The 15,405-nt window shown below is 66.1% G+C and carries 15 protein-coding genes; 8 read left to right on the top strand and 7 right to left on the bottom strand.

Going from position 1 to position 15,405, the window contains the following annotated elements:
* Positions 1–2 precede the first annotated feature (2 nt).
* Both M5C96_RS21340 and M5C96_RS21335 read right to left on the bottom strand, forming a co-directional pair.
* Positions 3–1,301, bottom strand: a complete 1,299-nt coding sequence (locus M5C96_RS21340; RefSeq protein ID WP_272565139.1) for a TRAP transporter large permease — start codon at positions 1,299–1,301, stop codon at positions 3–5.
* Positions 1,298–1,855 (bottom strand): TRAP transporter small permease, encoded by a 558-nt coding sequence (locus M5C96_RS21335; protein WP_272565138.1) that lies wholly within the window; start codon positions 1,853–1,855, stop codon positions 1,298–1,300. The genes M5C96_RS21340 and M5C96_RS21335 overlap by 4 nt, the downstream gene beginning before the upstream one ends.
* Before the next feature lie 198 nt (positions 1,856–2,053).
* On the opposite strand from M5C96_RS21335, the gene M5C96_RS21330 reads away from it, so the two are divergent.
* The 7 genes from M5C96_RS21330 to M5C96_RS21300 all read left to right on the top strand — a co-directional run bounded on the left by M5C96_RS21330 (position 2,054) and on the right by M5C96_RS21300 (position 8,100).
* Positions 2,054–2,992, top strand: coding sequence for a LysR substrate-binding domain-containing protein (locus M5C96_RS21330; RefSeq protein WP_272565137.1), 939 nt, complete (start codon positions 2,054–2,056; stop codon positions 2,990–2,992).
* A 185-nt stretch (positions 2,993–3,177) separates the two neighbouring features.
* Entirely contained in the window at positions 3,178–4,065 is an 888-nt protein-coding gene (locus M5C96_RS21325) for an amino acid ABC transporter substrate-binding protein (protein ID WP_272565136.1), read from the top strand.
* Positions 4,066–4,187: 122 nt separating this feature from the next.
* Positions 4,188–5,090 (top strand): amino acid ABC transporter substrate-binding protein, encoded by a 903-nt coding sequence (locus M5C96_RS21320; RefSeq protein WP_272565135.1) that lies wholly within the window; start codon positions 4,188–4,190, stop codon positions 5,088–5,090.
* A 122-nt stretch (positions 5,091–5,212) separates the two neighbouring features.
* A complete protein-coding gene (locus tag M5C96_RS21315) occupies positions 5,213–5,944 on the top strand; it encodes an amino acid ABC transporter permease (RefSeq protein WP_272565134.1) in 732 nt (243 codons plus the stop codon).
* Between the two features lies 1 nt (position 5,945).
* Positions 5,946–6,638 (top strand): amino acid ABC transporter permease, encoded by a 693-nt coding sequence (locus M5C96_RS21310; protein WP_272565133.1) that lies wholly within the window; start codon positions 5,946–5,948, stop codon positions 6,636–6,638.
* 23 nt (positions 6,639–6,661) lie between these two features.
* Complete coding sequence (locus tag M5C96_RS21305; RefSeq protein WP_272565132.1) at positions 6,662–7,399, top strand: amino acid ABC transporter ATP-binding protein; 738 nt, start codon at positions 6,662–6,664, stop codon at positions 7,397–7,399.
* 293 nt (positions 7,400–7,692) lie between these two features.
* Positions 7,693–8,100 carry a hypothetical protein gene (locus M5C96_RS21300; RefSeq protein WP_272569801.1) on the top strand — a complete coding sequence of 136 codons (408 nt, stop codon included), beginning with the start codon at positions 7,693–7,695 and terminating at the stop codon, positions 8,098–8,100.
* A 61-nt stretch (positions 8,101–8,161) separates the two neighbouring features.
* On the opposite strand, the gene M5C96_RS21295 is transcribed toward M5C96_RS21300, so the two are convergent.
* On the bottom strand, positions 8,162–10,657 hold the full coding sequence (locus M5C96_RS21295; protein WP_272565131.1) for a glucose/quinate/shikimate family membrane-bound PQQ-dependent dehydrogenase: 2,496 nt from the start codon (positions 10,655–10,657) through the stop codon (positions 8,162–8,164).
* Between the two features lie 306 nt (positions 10,658–10,963).
* On the opposite strand from M5C96_RS21295, the gene M5C96_RS21290 reads away from it, so the two are divergent.
* Positions 10,964–11,926, top strand: a complete 963-nt coding sequence (locus M5C96_RS21290; RefSeq protein ID WP_272565130.1) for a tripartite tricarboxylate transporter substrate binding protein — start codon at positions 10,964–10,966, stop codon at positions 11,924–11,926.
* A 79-nt stretch (positions 11,927–12,005) separates the two neighbouring features.
* Here M5C96_RS21290 and M5C96_RS21285 read toward each other — a convergent pair whose 3' ends face one another.
* The 4 genes from M5C96_RS21285 to M5C96_RS21270 form a co-directional block, all read right to left on the bottom strand.
* Positions 12,006–12,833: an HAD-IIB family hydrolase gene (locus tag M5C96_RS21285; protein ID WP_442867405.1), complete on the bottom strand. Its 828-nt coding sequence runs from the start codon at positions 12,831–12,833 to the stop codon at positions 12,006–12,008.
* A 64-nt stretch (positions 12,834–12,897) separates the two neighbouring features.
* A complete protein-coding gene (locus M5C96_RS21280; RefSeq protein ID WP_442867332.1) occupies positions 12,898–13,305 on the bottom strand; it encodes a hypothetical protein in 408 nt (135 codons plus the stop codon).
* Complete coding sequence (locus M5C96_RS21275; protein ID WP_272565128.1) at positions 13,299–14,192, bottom strand: DUF6402 family protein; 894 nt, start codon at positions 14,190–14,192, stop codon at positions 13,299–13,301. The genes M5C96_RS21280 and M5C96_RS21275 overlap by 7 nt, the downstream gene beginning before the upstream one ends.
* A gap of 134 nt (positions 14,193–14,326) precedes the next feature.
* Positions 14,327–15,277, bottom strand: coding sequence for an IS5 family transposase (locus tag M5C96_RS21270; RefSeq protein ID WP_272563652.1), 951 nt, complete (start codon positions 15,275–15,277; stop codon positions 14,327–14,329).
* Positions 15,278–15,405: the final 128 nt, after the last annotated feature.

Genomic DNA, 15,405 nt, shown 5'->3' with positions numbered 1-15,405 from the left:
GGTCAGTAGCCCAGGCGGGCGGGCAGCCACAGCGCCAGCTGCGGGAAGGCGATGACCAGCACCATGACGATGAACATCGCCAGCAGCATCGGCCCCACCCAGCGCACGGTGGACTCCATGCGCACGCCGGCGATGCGGCACGACACCATGAGGTTCACGGCCAGCGGCGGCGTGAACTGGCCCAGGGCGACCTTGAGCGTGAGGATGACGCCGAACCACACCGGGTCCCACTGGTAGTGCTGCATGATGGGCAGCAGCAGCGGCACGAAGATCAGGAAGATCGAGATGCCGTCGAGGAACATGCCCACCGTGATGAGCAGCAGGATCAGCAGCGCCATCACGCCGTATTCGCCCAGGCCCGAGTTCACGATGGCCTTGGCCACCGGATCGATCACGCCCAGCGTGGACAGCGAGAACGCGAAGATGCCGGCCAGCGACACCACCAGCAGGATCACGGCCGAGAGCTCGCCTGCCTCGCGCAGGATGGGAAACAGGTCGCGCACCCGGATGGTCCGGTGGATGCACATGCCCACGAACAGGCCGTAGAACACCGCCACCACGGCCGCCTCGGTGGGCGTGAACCAGCCCGCCCGCATGCCGCCCAGGATCAGCACCGGCGCGGCCAGGCCCCAGGAGGCCTCGCGCAGGCTGCGCCAGAACGGCGGGCGCGGCATGGAGGATTCGAGCGCGCCCATCTTGTGCCGGCGGGCCAGCCACACCGCTGGCACGATCAGCGCGACGCCGGCGAGCACGCCGGGAATCATGCCGGCCGCGAAGAGCGCGGGCACCGAGGCGCCCGGCACCAGCACCGAATAGATGATGAACGCGACGGAAGGCGGGATCAGGATGTCGGTGGCCGCCGCGGCGCCCACCACGCTGGCGGAGAACGAGCCCGGATAGCCCGCCCGCGACATGGCCGCGATCATCACGCCACCCACCGCAGCCGCATTGGCCGGCCCCGAGCCGGAGATGCCGCCCAGGAACATCGCCACGGCGATGGCCACCAGGGGCAGCATGCCCGGGCCGCGGCCCACGATGGCCACCGCGAAGTTCACGAGCCGAAGCGCCACGCCGGAGCGGTCGAAGATCGAGCCCACGAGCACGAACATGGGAATGGCCAGCAGCGGGTACTTGCCCAGGCCTGCATAGAAGTTCTGGGGCACGGCCAGCAGGCCGAACCATTGGCTGTCGGCATTGGCCAGGGCAATGGCCGCCACCCCCGCCAGCCCCAGCGCGGCGCCGATGGGCACGCCCACGAACATCATGGCGAGGAACGCCACGAACAGCAGGGTCGCGATCATGCGGAAGTGTCCTGCCGGCCCGCCGAGGAGGCCGCGCGGCCCCGGCGGATGAACAGCCCCACCGCCCGCCAGGTGATCAGTGCGGACAGCAGCGGCAGCCACACCGAGTACCACCACTGCGGCACGCCGATGCCGGGAGAGGTCTCGCCGAAGCGGTAGTCGTCCCACACCACCCGCACGCTCAGCACGGCGATCACGCCGAACAGCAGTGCCACCATCAGCGCACCGAAGCGCGCCAGCGCGTGCCGGCGTGCCGCCGAGCCGCCCTCGGCGAACCATTCGATGCGGATGTGCTGGTCGCGCGCGACCGCGGCGGAGCCTGCCACCAGCGCCAGGACGATCATGAGGAAGACCGAGATCTCCTCGGTCCAGGCGAAGGAGGAGTTGGTGAAGTAGCGCACCAGCACGTTGGCGAAGGTGATGAGGGCCAGCGCCGCCATCACGATGACGGTGAGCCAGTCTTCGATGCGCAGGGAGCGGGGAGCGTCGTCGGGCGGTGCGGCAGGCCGTGCCGCGTCGTGGGACACGGGCCCGGACGGGGGAAGTGAGGACATGGGAGGCAGAGGGTCGAGAGAACGGACAACGTGGCGATGCGGGTCACTCTGCCCGCCGGCCTTGTGCGCCAGGGGCCCGGACGGGGCGGCGCTCGGAGCGCCGAAGCCATTTTGCAAGCAAACGTGGCAGGGCCCGGTGCAGGGTTTCCCCAAGGGGCCTTGCGGCGCAGGCACGCGCGGCCCCCGATAATGCGCGCCATGGAAACCAAGTGGCTCGAGGATTTCGTCAGCCTCGCGGAAACGCGCAGCTTCAGCCGTTCAGCGCAATTGCGCCACGTGACCCAGCCGGCGTTCTCGCGCCGCATCCAGGCGCTGGAGGCCTGGGCCGGCACCGATCTGGTGGACCGCAGCTCCTACCCGACCCGGCTCACGCCCGCGGGCAAGACGCTCTACGAGGAAGCGCTGGAGATGCTGCAGGCCATGCAGAACACCCGCGCCATGCTGCGGGCCCACACCAGCGCCGGCAAGGACATGATCGAGTTCGCGGTGCCGCACACGCTCGCCTTCACGTTCTTTCCCGCCTGGCTGTCGAGCCTGCGCGAGCGTTTTGGGCCGGTCAAGAGCCGCCTCATCGCGCTCAACGTGCACGATGCCGTGCTGCGCCTGGTGGAGGGGGGGTGCGACCTGCTGATCGCCTACCACCATCCCTCGCAGCCCTTTCAGCTCGACGCCGACCGCTACGAAATGGTGACCCTGGGCCAGGAAATCCTCTCGCCCTATTCGCGCGCCAATGCCGATGGCCAGCCCCTGTTCAGCCTGCCGGGCCGCGCGGGCGAGCCGCTGCCCTACCTGGGGTATGCACCCGGGGCGTATCTGGGCCGCGTGACGGACTTGATACTCAAGCAGTCGGGCACGGCCATCCACCTGGACCGCGTCTATGAAACCGACATGGCCGAGGGGCTCAAGGCGATGGCGGTCGAGGGGCACGGGGTGGCCTTCCTACCGCACAGCGCGGTCAAGAAGGAACTGCGCTCGCGCCGCCTGGTCAGTGCGGCGCCCCCGGGCGTCGAAGACCTGCAGATGGCGATGGAAGTGCGGGCCTACCGCGAAAAGCCGTCCGGCAAGGAGCCCTCCAAGGGCATCGCGCAGTCGCTGTGGACCTACCTGCAGGCCCACAGTACGGACAAGCCCCTTTGACCGCAGGGTCAGGTTATGTGTCAAATGCATATTCCACCGTGCATTTGGCATTGGAAAGACCGTGTGACGGGACGTACATTCCGTCCCGGCGTCCGGAGCGAAGTGCACAAGCCTTCGCCCAACAGAGAGGCCCGGCCTGGCACGGTGTTTGCTCAGGTTAGAACTTACGAACTTTGAGACAAGCCATGAAAACATTCCATTGGAAGGCCGTATGGGGCGTTGCCGCCTTGTGCTGGGGCATGGCTGTCTCCGCGCAGGGGGTACTGGAGCGGGTCACCGCCGGCGGCAAGCTGGTGCTGGCCTACCGGGAATCCTCGGTGCCCTTCTCCTATGTGGACGCCGGCAAGCCCGTGGGCTATGCGGTGGAGCTGTGCCAGCGGATCGCCGAGGTCGTTCGCAAGAAGACCGGCCGCAAGGACATGGACGTGGAATTCGTGCCGGTCACCTCGGCCAACCGCATGGAGACCATCGAGAAAGGCCGCGCCGACATGGAGTGCGGCTCCACCACCAACAATGCCGAGCGCCGCCAGGTCGTGGCGTTCACCGTGCCCCACTTCATCACCGGCGCCCGCCTGCTGGTGCCGGCCCAGAGCAACGTGGACCGCATCGAAGACCTCAGCGGCAAGAAGCTCGTGTCCACCAAGGGCACCACGCCCTTGAAGGCGGCACAGCAGATCAACCGCGAGCGGCTCCTGCAGATCAACATCGTCGAAGCCCCGGACCATGCCCGGGCCGTCGAGATGGTGGAAAAGGGCGAGGCCGACGCCTTCGCGATGGACGACGTGCTGCTCTACGGCCTGGCGTCCAACCGCCCCAATCCGGCCGCCTTGAAGGTGGTCGGCAAGTTCATCACCACCGAGCCGCTGGCCATCATGCTGCCCAAGAACGACCCCGCGTTCAAGAAGCTGGTGGACGACGAGATGCGCCGGCTGATCACCAGCCGCGAGATCTATCCCATCTACGACAAGTGGTTCGCCCAGCCCATCCCCCCGTCCAACCGCGCGCTCAATCTTCCGGTGAGCTATCTCTTGCGGGATTTCTGGCGCTATCCCACCGATCAGGTTCCGTTTTGAGCGCCGTTTTTTAGCTGCGCTGACCCGATGTTCCGGGTATTCGGCATGGTGGCGAATTCCACTCCGTGCCACTATCTAGAATGATTGTTTCCGTTGTATCCGTAAGTTCTAAGGAGATCCTGATGAAGAAGCATTTGCTGGCAGTCGCCATCACCGCCCTGGCCGCAGGGAGCGCATTCGCGCAAGCCAACGACACGCTGGCCAAGATCAAGGCCTCCGGCACGATCACCGAAGGTGTGCGCGAATCCTCCGGCCTGTCGTACACCCTGGGTGACGGCAAGTACACGGGCTTCCACTACGACGTGTGCGCCAAGGTGATCGCCGACGTGCAAAAGCAGCTCGGCCTGGCCAAGCTGGACGTCAAGTACCAGCCCGTCACGTCGCAAAACCGCATCCCCCTGGTGCAAAACGGCACCGTGGACATCGAGTGCGGCTCCACCACCAACAACGCGGCCCGCCAGAAGGACGTCGCCTTCGCGGTCACGACCTATGTCGAGGAAGTGCGCATCGCCGTCAAGGCCGATTCGGGCATCACCGGCATCAAGGACCTGAACGGCAAGAACATCGCCACCACCACGGGCACCACCTCGGTGCAGACGCTGCGCAAGAACAAGCGCGCCGAAGGCCTGACGTTCAAGGAAGTGTTCGGCAAGGACCATTCCGACAGCTTCCTGCTGCTGGAGTCCGGCCGCGCCGACGCCTTCATCATGGACGGCTCGATCCTGGCTTCCAACATCGCCAAGTCCAAGAGCCCCAACGATTTCAAGATCGTCGGCGAAGTGCTGAGCGTGGAACCCATCGCGATCATGATCCGCAAGGACGACCCCGCCTTCAAGAAGGCCGTGGACGACAGCATCAAGGCGCAGATCAAGTCCGGCGACATGGCCAAGCTGTACGACAAGTGGTTCCTGCAACCCGTGCCCCCGAACAACGTGAAGATCGGCCTGCCAGCGAGCGAAGCGACGAAGGCGGCCTGGGCGAACCCCAACGACAAGCCCATGGAAGAGTACGCCACCAAGGACTGAGCGCCCGGCGCTCGCATGCGGCAAACGCCCACCTGACGGTGGGCGTTTGTTTGTTTCCCCGGCAGGGATGCCCGGGATGGGGCGCCAAGTTTGAAGACAACGAGATTTGAGAAGGATTTCCCATGGGATCAAATTGGGATTGGCAAGTCTTCCTGCAGGACCCAGGGGGTGAATACCCGACCTACCTCCAGTGGATGCTCTCTGCCTGGGGCTGGACGGTGTCGGTGGCCCTGCTGGCCCTGGTCATTGCGCTGGTGATGGGATCGATCGTCGGGACACTGCGCACGCTGCCCGACAACAAGGTGCTGGTCGGCTTCGGCAATGCCTGGGTCGAGCTGTTCCGCAACATTCCGCTGCTGGTGCAGATTTTTCTGTGGTACCACGTGCTGCCGGCGATCTTCCCGGTGCTCAAGGGCGTCTCGGGCTTCATCCTCGTGGTGCTGGCGCTGGGCTTCTTCACCTCGGCACGGATCGCCGAGCAGGTGAGGGCGGGCATCCAGGCCCTGCCGCGCGGCCAGCGCTACGCGGGCATGGCCATGGGCTTCACCACCGTGCAGTACTACCGCTACGTGCTGCTGCCGATGGCGTTTCGCATCATCATTCCGCCGCTCACGAGCGAGACGATGAACATCTTCAAGAACTCGTCCGTGGCCTTCGCCGTGTCGGTGGCCGAACTGACGATGTTCGCGATGCAGGCGCAGGAAGAGACCTCGCGCGGCATCGAAATCTACCTGGCCGTGACGGGCCTGTACGTGATCTCGGCCTTCGCCATCAACCGCATCATGGCCTTCATCGAAAAGCGCACGCGCGTTCCCGGCCTGATCGTGTCCGGCGGCACGGGGGGAGGCCACTGACATGATGAATCTCGACCTTTCCTTCTACAGCTGGGACATCATCAGCAAGTTCGTCGTCAAGGGCTTTTACTTCAGCATCATGCTGACGCTGATCGCCACGGTCGGCGGCATCCTGCTGGGCACCGTGCTGGCGCTGATGCGCCTGTCGGGCAAGAAGTGGCTGGATGCGCCGGCCACGTTCTACGTCAACGGCATGCGCAGCATCCCGCTGGTGATGGTGATCCTGTGGTTCTTCCTGCTGGTGCCGGCCTCGTTCTACGCGGCCCTGCCCGGCGGAATCGGCACGAGCTACCGCTCGGAGCTGTCGGCCATCATCACCTTCATCGCCTTCGAGGCCGCGTACTTCAGCGAGATCATGCGGGCCGGCATCCAGTCGATCTCCCGCGGACAGGTGTTCGCGGGCCAGGCGCTCGGGATGACCTACGGCCAGAACATGAAGCTCGTGATCCTGCCGCAGGCGTTCCGCAACATGCTGCCCGTGCTGCTCACGCAGACCATCATCCTGTTCCAGGACACTTCGCTGGTCTACGCCATCGGCGCCTACGACATGCTCAAGGGCTTCGAGACGGCGGGCAAGAACTATGGGCGGCCGATCGAGGCCTACCTGCTGGCAGCCGTTGTGTACTTCGCGATGTGCTTCGCACTGTCCTGGGTCGTCAAGCGCCTGCACCGGAAAATCGCCATCATCCGCTGAGCGGAAAGAGTGAGGAAATAGCAATGATTGAAATGAAGAATGTCTCGAAGTGGTACGGCAGCTTCCAGGTGCTGACCGACTGCTCCACTTCCATCCAGAAGGGCGAAGTCGTGGTGGTGTGCGGCCCTTCGGGCTCCGGCAAGTCCACGCTGATCAAGACCATCAACGCGCTCGAGCCCTTCCAGAAGGGCGAGATCTTCGTGGACGGTATCGCCGTGCACGACCCCAAGACCAACCTGCCCAAGCTGCGCAGCCGCGTGGGCATGGTGTTCCAGCACTTCGAACTGTTCCCCCACCTGTCGGTGACCGAGAACCTGACGATCGCGCAGATCAAGGTGCTGGGCCGCGGCGCGGACGAGGCCAAGAAGCGCGGCCTCAAGATGCTGGACCGCGTGGGCCTGTCGGCGCACAAGGACAAGTTCCCCGGCCAGCTGTCGGGCGGCCAGCAGCAGCGCGTGGCGATCGCCCGTGCGCTGTCGATGGACCCCATCGTGATGCTGTTCGACGAACCCACGTCCGCTCTCGACCCCGAAATGGTGGGCGAAGTGCTGGACGTGATGGTGGGCCTGGCCAACGAAGGCATGACCATGATGTGCGTGACCCACGAAATGGGCTTCGCGCGCAAGGTCAGCAACCGCGTGATCTTCATGGACGTGGGCGGAAAGATCCTGGAGGACTGCTCCAAGGACGATTTCTTCAACAACCCGGATGCCCGCCAGCCGCGCACCAAGGACTTCCTCAACAAGATCCTGCAGCACTGATCGCTGCGAGCCCCCGAGCCCTTGCGCCCCTGTCGGCAGCAGCAGGGCACAACGAGAAGCGCCCCCCGGGGCGCTTTTTTCATGGGCATCCGGGCAGGGACGGCGGGGCGGCGCAACAATGGGGCGCCCTGGCGGATGGGGCCGTGGTTCGCGACCGTCCGCTTCCCTTTTCCCCTGCGTGCCCGTTGCCCGCCTTTCCTGGATTCCCATTGCCCATGCCACTGCCCGATGACGTTCAGGCCGACGATACAGCCGCTGGCGGCGCGCGTGCAGGCGCTGGTGCGGGTCGGGGGGTGGATGCCGGTGCGGGAGCGCATGGCCCGGATTGGCAGGTCGTGCACCTGCACCCCTCGGCCCCGCCGCAGCCGGCGCAAGGCGCGCCCTGCAACGGCTGCGGCCTGTGCTGCCTGGCCGAGCCCTGCCCGCTGGGCATGCTGGTGTCGCGCCGCCGGCATGGCCCGTGCGCGGCGCTGCGCTGGCGGGAGGAAGGCGCTGGGGGCGATGCCGCACCGGGCCGCTATGTCTGCGGCATGGTCGCGGACCCCGGCGAGGTCACCGGCTGGCGCAGCGCCTGGGCCGTGCGGCTGATGCGCGCGCTGGCCCGGCGCTGGATCGCGGCCGGCATCGGCTGCGATGCGCCGCCGCTGAGGGTGCCTGAGGGGGCGGTCCATCCCCAAAAGGACCCGGGCAATTTGCTATAAAAATAATAGCGATATGCCCTAGTATCGATTGCGCTGGAGGCCTTTTTGTCTCAAAGCTTCGTCAGGTACGCGGCAGGGCGTAGGCGATCAGCCAGTCCCCCGTGCGCGTGCCGAGCGAGCCGTGTCCGCCCGCCGCCACCACGAGGTACTGCCGGCCATCGGCCCCGGTGTAGGTCATCGGGGTGGCCTGGCCGCCCGCGGGCAGGCGGCTCTTCCACAGCTCGTTGCCGTTGGAGACGTCGTAGGCCCGCACGTAGTAGTCGAGCGTACCGGACAGGAAGGCCACGCCGCCGGCCGTGGTCACCGGGCCGCCCAGGTTGGGCACGCCCATCTTGAACGGCACGGGCACGGGGGCCAGGTCGCGCACGGTGCCGTTCTTGTGCTTCCAGACGATCTTGCCGGTGGTCAGGTCCGCGCCGGCCACATAGCCCCAGGGCGGCGCCTGGCAGGGAATGCCCAGCACCGAGACGAAGGGCTTCAGGCGCACGGCGAACGGCGCGCCCACGTTCTCATTCAGCGCGGGCAGCATGCCGTGTGGCGGCGCGCCGCCGGGCTGGACCAGCAAGGTGGTGTCGTCGGTGCGCGGGATCAGCTGCGAGGTGAAGGCCAGGTAGGTGGGCGTGGTGAACGCCATCTCACGCTGCGGGTCCACGGCCACGCCGCCCCAGTTGAACACGCCGAAGTTGCCGGGATAGACCAGGGTGCCGCGGGTGGAGGGCGGGGTGAAGCGGCCTTCGAAGCGCAGCTTCTCGAACGCGATGCGGCACATGAGCTGGTCGAAGAGGGTCACGCCCCACATGTCCGCGCCGGTGAGCGGCGCGGGGTCGAACGACAGGGCCGATTTGGGCTGCGTGGGCGCCGTGCGGTCGCCCTCGGCGGCGCCCTGCGGGGCGGGCACCTCGGTGACCGGCAGGATGGGGGTGCCGGTGCGACGGTCGAGCACGAAGACCTCGCCCTGCTTGGTGGGCTGCACCAGCGCGGGCACGCGCTCGCCCTTGACGGTCAGGTCCACCAGGCTGGGCTGCGCGGGCACGTCGTAGTCCCACAGGTCGTGGTGCACGGTCTGGAAGTGCCAGCGCACGCGGCCGGTGGCCAGTTCGAGCGCCACGACGGAGGACGAATAGCGCTCCACCTCGGGGCTGCGGCGGCCGCCCCACTGGTCGGGCGGCTGGTTGCCCATGGGCACATAGACCAGGCCCAGGGTTTCGTCCACGCTGGAGATCGACCAGCTGTTGGGCGAATTGGCGGTGTATGTTTCGCCGGGGCCGATGGGCGCGGTGGCCTCGGGTTTGGCCGAATCCCAGTTCCACACCAGCGCGCCGGTGTGCACGTCGTAGGCGCGGATCACGCCGGACTGCTCCTTGGTGGAGGCGTTGTCCAGCACGGTGCCGCCGATGATGACGAGATCGCGCGTGACCACCGCGGGCGAGGTGGAGTAGTAGGCGCCGGGGCGGCGGTTGGGCATGCCGGTCCACAGGTCGATCTGCCCGGTGCCGTTGCCGAAATCGGTGCATAGGCCGCCGGTGCGAGGGTCCAGCGCGAGCAGCCGGCCATCGGCCGTGGGCATGAACAAACGCCCTTCGCAGGACGCCGTAGGCAGGGCGGGTGCCGAGGCCGGCACCGGTGTGGCGGGCTTGGCTGCGGGTGGGGAAGAGGGCGCTGGCGCGGCCGTCGGAACAGTCGTGGCGCCGGCCGCGGCCGGCTCGGGCGGCTGGTACGACAGGCCGCGGCAGGTCAGGTGCTGCAGCGCCAGTTCGCCTTTGCCCTGCACCTGGGTGTCGTACCGCCAGACCTGCGCGCCGGTGGTCGCGTCGAGCGCGATGACCGATTGGTGCGGGGTGCACAGGTACAGGCGGTTGCCGACCTTCAGCGGCGTGACCTCGAAGGTCGTCTCCTGCGGGTCGCCGGGCTCGCCGCGCACGTCGCCGGTGCGGTACTGCCAGGCGACCTCCAGGCCGCGCACGTTGTCGGGGGTGATCTGGCCCAGTGGGGAATAGCGCTGGCCCTCGCCGGTGCGGCCGTAGGCATGCCATTCGCCGGGCGGGATGGCGCTGTTGTCGCCAGGGCCGCCAGCCGCGGCAGGCACCGTGGTGGTGGGGGTGGGGGCGGCATGCGCGGCGAAGGCGCCGGGCACGTCGTGCGCGTCATGGAACCACGAGGCCACGGCCACGGCCAGAAAGGCCGCCAGCGTCACGCCCAGCGCACGGCGCGGGCCGCGCTGCGATGGCGAGACCAAGCCGCGGGACACCCAGGGCGTGAGCAGCAGCATGCCCAGCACGAAGAACACGTCGCCCCGTGCGGCAAGCGGCCACCAGTCCAGCCCGGCCTCCCACAGCGACCACAGCAGCGTCACCAGCACCAGCCCGGCATAGACCCACAGGGCGGCGGGGTTGCGCTGGGCCAGCATCCAGCCGGCGAGCAAAGTGGCCAGGCCCGCGGGCAGGTAGTACCACGAGCCGCCCAGGGCGATGAGCCAGACCCCGCCCACGCCGATGGCCAGGCCGATCACGACGAGAAGCACCCCCAGGAAAACAGGCGCGTGGCGTTGGTTGGGCATGACCATTCCTCTTGAATAGGCAGTTCCCGGGCATGGCCTGCGGGCCGGATGTGCGGGGTGTTGGGGCTGGGAAGCGGCACGCTGGAAGTCGCGTGCGCCGGGGGTGACGTTAAGCGGGCACCCCGCGCCGCCGTGTCGGTTCCGCCCGTCGGCCCATGTAGGACGAACGCACCGGCCCTGCCGGCGCCGTTGTCCGCGGTCCGTGCATGACGCGTGGGCGACAGAGCCTCAGGGTTTCCGGCCTGCAGGGATGGGGCTGCCCTGCGCTGCAATGGGGGTTGCTTACTTTGCGAGAACCGACCGACCATGCAGCGCCGCCATCTCATGCAGCTCGGGGCCGCGGCCCTGGCCGCCCCCGCCCTCACCGCCCGTGCCCAATCCTTTCCCGCCCGGCCCATCAAACTGGTGGTCGCCTTCCCGGCCGGCGGGCCCACCGACATCACCATGCGCGTGCTGGCCGACAGCGCCGGCAAGGCGCTGGGCCAGCCGGTCATCGTGGACAACAAGCCCGGCGCCGGCGGCACGCTGCCCGCGCAGCTGCTGCAGTCCTCGGCGGCCGATGGCTACACCGTGGCGCAGATCCCGCTGGGCGTGTTCCGCATGCCCTACACCACCAAGATCAACTGGGACCCGGTCAAGGACATCACCTATGTGCTGAACGTCACGGGCTACGCCTTCGGCGTGGTGGTGCCGGCCGATTCGCCGTTCAAGACCTGGGCGGACTTCGTGGCCTATGCCAGGGCCAACCCCGGCAAGCTCAGCTACGGCTCCACCGGCACGCTGACCAGCCCGCACCTCACCATGGAACTGGCGGCGCAGCAACTGGGCCTGCAACTGCTGCACGTGCCGTACAAGGGCAGCGCCGACCTGATGCAGTCCATCCTGGGTGGGCAGATCATGGCCGCGGCCGACTCCACCGGCTTCGCACCGCAGGTCGAGGCGGGCAAGCTGCGCGTGCTGAACACCTGGGGCGCCGAGCGCCTGGCGAAATTCCCCGATGCGCCCACGCTCAAGGAACTGGGCATCGACGTGGTGCAGAACTCGCCCTTCGGCATCGGCGCGCCCAAGGGCACGCCGCCGGACGTGGTCAAGCGCCTGCACGATGCGTTCAAGCAGGCGATGGACCAGGAGTCCTACCGCACCGCGCTGGCGCGCTACGACATGGTGCCGATCTACATGGACAGCGCGCGCTACCGCCAGTTCGCGCAGGACACTTTCACCCGCGAGAAGGCGCTGGTGGAAAAGCTGGGCCTGGGCAAGCCGCTGTAGTCCCCCGCGCACCGGGACGTGGCACCGCTTGCGATGGGTTGTTTTGCTATGAAAATAATAGCTGCAAGGACAATATCTTCTAGGGCGTTCGGCCCATCGCACCCAAAATGGCCTGCGCGACCTCGGCGAAGCCCGCGCCGCGCTCGCCCCGGGTGACGTAGCGCGGCCGGTGGCGCAGCTGCGGCACGAAGCGCGCCACGTTCGCCACGCCCACGCTGTGGGCGAAGCGCTCGAACATCAGCTGGTCGTTGGTGGAGTCGCCAACGTAGACCCATCGGTCGATCTCGGCGTCCAGGTCGCGCCCCAGGCGCTCGCGCACGATCCAGCGGGCGCTCTCCAGCTTGTTGTGCGCCCCGAACCAGCCGTTGATGTGGATGCTGCTCACCGTGGCGTGCATGCCCGCCGCGTGCAGGCGGCCCACCACCTGGTCGATGGCGGCCTGCGGCAGGTGCACGAACTCGCTGTGGTCGATGGCGATGTCGCACTCGCGCCCGGCGGAATCGGTGGCGCGGCGCGCCCCCGGCACTTCGCGCTCGATCTGCGCCAGCACGGCCTGCATCCGCGCATGGTTGGCCGCCCGCGTCGGCGCATCCTGTTGATACCATTTCGATAGCACGATGCCGGCGTCTTCATTGCCCTCAAGGGCATTCTGGTCCCGCTCCGCCACCAGCGCCACCGCGCCGTTCTCCGCCACGATGGCGTCCACGGGCCACGCGGCCGCGAAGGGCTCGCTCCAGCCCACGGGGCGCCCGGTGATCGGGATCACGTGCAGGCCCGCCGCTTTCAGGTCCGCAATGGCGGCCAGCGCATCGGCAGTGATGGCGCCATCGGTGGTGAGGGTGTCGTCGATGTCGGTGAACACCCCGGCGAGCGTGGGGGGCGGCTGCCATGCGGCCAGCGGCTGCAAGGTGGCGGGGAGGGTGGAAAGCATTGCGGTGGGATGGCTGGGTGCAGTGTGAAAGGTGGAGCGCTCAGGGCATGACGGCCGACCTGGGCAACGGTGGGCAGTCGATGCACTCCGGGGGGATATTTTCGAAAACAATGTCGCGCCCGACCTGCACGGCATTCAGTGGTGGATTCAGCCACCAGTAAAGCTGTCCGTTGATCCAGAGGTCCACCACATCGCTTTCCCCCAGCAGCGTTTCGGGTGCGATCCGATACAGGCGCACGAAAGAGGGAATCTTGAAGTCAGGGTGGATGAGGCGCTGGACGAGGGAAGCGTCGTAATACTCAACCCGATAGACGTGGCGAGGACTGATGTAAACACCTTTGAGCGTCGGGGCGAATGCGTACCAAACCGCGATCGCCCCCATTCCGATCAAGGCAGACCACCCTGCCCACCGACGGTACCTTGGCGCATTTTTCATCGCATTCACCATGAAATTCTTTGCGGAAATGGCAGCCGCACCCGGCGTACGTCCGACAACACCATGAAGTCGCCTCCTCTTTGGTGCTTGGCCCGCCAATCGCGAAAGTCCTTGTTCTGAACGATGTATTTGTAGCCCTGAACGGCAGCAGGAGATTCGTTTACCAGCACTTCTTCGAGCGGCACGCTCCACTGTGTACGAACCCCGCATTCCACGCCATTGAAGCCCCAACAGCCCAGGGGTTGGGAAATGAAAGAATTGTCATCGTTGAAATCGTAGGCATCGCGCAGATAAAAGCCCAGTTCATTGATTTCGATGGTCGCTTTGCCCATACCTTGAGGGGTCACCATTCCAGAAACTGCCACGTTGATCTGCGCTTCGCCCATGGCGCCATAGAAGTCATCCATGGGATCGCTCCATTGGCCGAAAGCCAGATAATTCACCTGACAGGTGTCTTCGAGTATTTTGGCGGGCTGGGACAAATTGCCGAAACGCCAGCATTGATGATTGCGGCCTCTGTTCTCCGTTTCTACTCGTCGTTTCAGCATGGCAATACCTGCCGGGCTTGACCATTTGGCTTGCAAACTAGCCATTGCAGTCTGCACACGGGCAAACCCCAGCGCCCATGCCATCGAGACGGTGTTTTCATCCAGGCGTTCGGCGCCCAATTGGATTAACCGATGCGGCGGACGGCTTTCCTTCATCTCCTGTGGCATGGCAAGGGGCGCCCCGTTGAACCACCGCTCCATCAACGCCGCCGCCACCGGCCATCCCAAACGCGAGCGCATCACGGAGGGGATGTCCCGCAACTGGAATAACCGTGTGGCGTATTGCGGCGTGTTCTTGCGCCCGAGCATTGCATCAAGAGCCTTCTGCGGCGCTTTCAAAAGATCGACCATGTTTTTTCCTCTCCTCTTTTATTGGTTGCACGCGAAGGCATGCGTGACCGGCGCGGATTATGGGCAGGAAGGACGGAAATGGCGCTGTTGCACAAATCGAATTGCAGACGGCATGACCCCAACCCCAGACGGACCTATGCCACAGCAGTCACCGACACGGTGTGAGGACGGCCGATCTGACTGAACCGATTGAGCAAGGCCACGCGGACATGCAGCTCCACAACCTGGCGGTCGAACGTGCGCGCGATCACCCGTTCGCCCAGTCGCTTGAAGCAGTGCATCTTCGTCTCCACAAGGCTGCGCCGGTGGTAGCCGCTCCACTTCTTCCAAATGCCGCGACCCAGGCGCTGGCACGCCCGAATGGCCTCATTACGATGCGCCGAGCCCGGACTCGACTTCTTCCAATGGCTGGCGTTCTTGCGGGGCGGGATCACCGCCATCGCGTGCCGCTCGGCAATGGCGTCCAGGCAGGCGCGCGTGTCGTAGGCGCCATCGGCACTGACGCTTTCGATGGATTCGTCAGTGGGAATCTGAGCCAGCAACCCGGGCAACATCGGCGCATCCCCAATGGCGTTGCTGGTCACCTCGATGGCGCGTATTTCCAGCGTCTGCGCGTCGATGCCCAGATGGACCTTGCGCCATTCGCGCCGGTATTCAGCACCATGCTTCTTGCGTTTCCACTCTCCTTCGCCCAGGAACTTGATGCCGGTGCTGTCCACCAGCAACTGCAGCGGCGAGTTGGTTCGCTGGTAGCTCAGTTCGACCTGCAAGGTCTTTTGGCGCCGGCAAACAGTGCTGAAGTCAGGTACCGGCCAGTCCAGCTTTGCCAGCCGCAGCAGGCTCTGCACCATGCCCAGCGCCTGTCGCAAGGGCTGGCCGAACAGGCACTTGATGCTCAGGCAGAACTGGATTGCTGCGTCCGAGAAGGTTCGGCTGCGTCCACGCCTGCCGGTCGGCGTGCCAAACCACTGCATGCCCTCATCTAGCCACATCGTCAACGAGCCTCGCGCTTTCAGCGCCGCGTTGTACGCCTTCCAGTTCGTCGTGCGGTACTTGCTCCGCTGCCTGTTCTTCGTCTCTGTCACGCAGTCAGTCTACGGGCATCAGCATCGCGATTTGTGCAACAAAGCCGACGGAAATCTCGACGGGCGAAGCGCATGAATGCGTTGCGCGATGTAACTAATCAGCAAACTTGCCTGCGCGATTGCGAGCG

This window comes from Acidovorax sp. GBBC 1281 (assembly GCF_028473645.1).
GTDB lineage: Bacteria > Pseudomonadota > Gammaproteobacteria > Burkholderiales > Burkholderiaceae_C > Paracidovorax.
The sequence above is the reverse complement of the archived record's forward strand: the minus strand, read 5'-3'. Positions and strand labels throughout refer to the sequence as shown.

Coding starts and splice junctions, on each gene's coding strand:
- M5C96_RS21275 (WP_272565128.1), bottom strand. CDS start 14,192: ATGGTCGATCTTTTGAAAGCGCCGCAGAAGGCTCTTGATGCAATGCTC.
- M5C96_RS21310 (WP_272565133.1), top strand. CDS start 5,946: ATGATGAATCTCGACCTTTCCTTCTACAGCTGGGACATCATCAGCAAG.
- M5C96_RS21290 (WP_272565130.1), top strand. CDS start 10,964: ATGCAGCGCCGCCATCTCATGCAGCTCGGGGCCGCGGCCCTGGCCGCC.
- M5C96_RS21315 (WP_272565134.1), top strand. CDS start 5,213: ATGGGATCAAATTGGGATTGGCAAGTCTTCCTGCAGGACCCAGGGGGT.
- M5C96_RS21335 (WP_272565138.1), bottom strand. CDS start 1,855: ATGTCCTCACTTCCCCCGTCCGGGCCCGTGTCCCACGACGCGGCACGG.
- M5C96_RS21320 (WP_272565135.1), top strand. CDS start 4,188: ATGAAGAAGCATTTGCTGGCAGTCGCCATCACCGCCCTGGCCGCAGGG.
- M5C96_RS21295 (WP_272565131.1), bottom strand. CDS start 10,657: ATGCCCAACCAACGCCACGCGCCTGTTTTCCTGGGGGTGCTTCTCGTC.
- M5C96_RS21325 (WP_272565136.1), top strand. CDS start 3,178: ATGAAAACATTCCATTGGAAGGCCGTATGGGGCGTTGCCGCCTTGTGC.
- M5C96_RS21305 (WP_272565132.1), top strand. CDS start 6,662: ATGATTGAAATGAAGAATGTCTCGAAGTGGTACGGCAGCTTCCAGGTG.
- M5C96_RS21330 (WP_272565137.1), top strand. CDS start 2,054: ATGGAAACCAAGTGGCTCGAGGATTTCGTCAGCCTCGCGGAAACGCGC.
- M5C96_RS21280 (WP_442867332.1), bottom strand. CDS start 13,305: ATGGTGAATGCGATGAAAAATGCGCCAAGGTACCGTCGGTGGGCAGGG.
- M5C96_RS21340 (WP_272565139.1), bottom strand. CDS start 1,301: ATGATCGCGACCCTGCTGTTCGTGGCGTTCCTCGCCATGATGTTCGTG.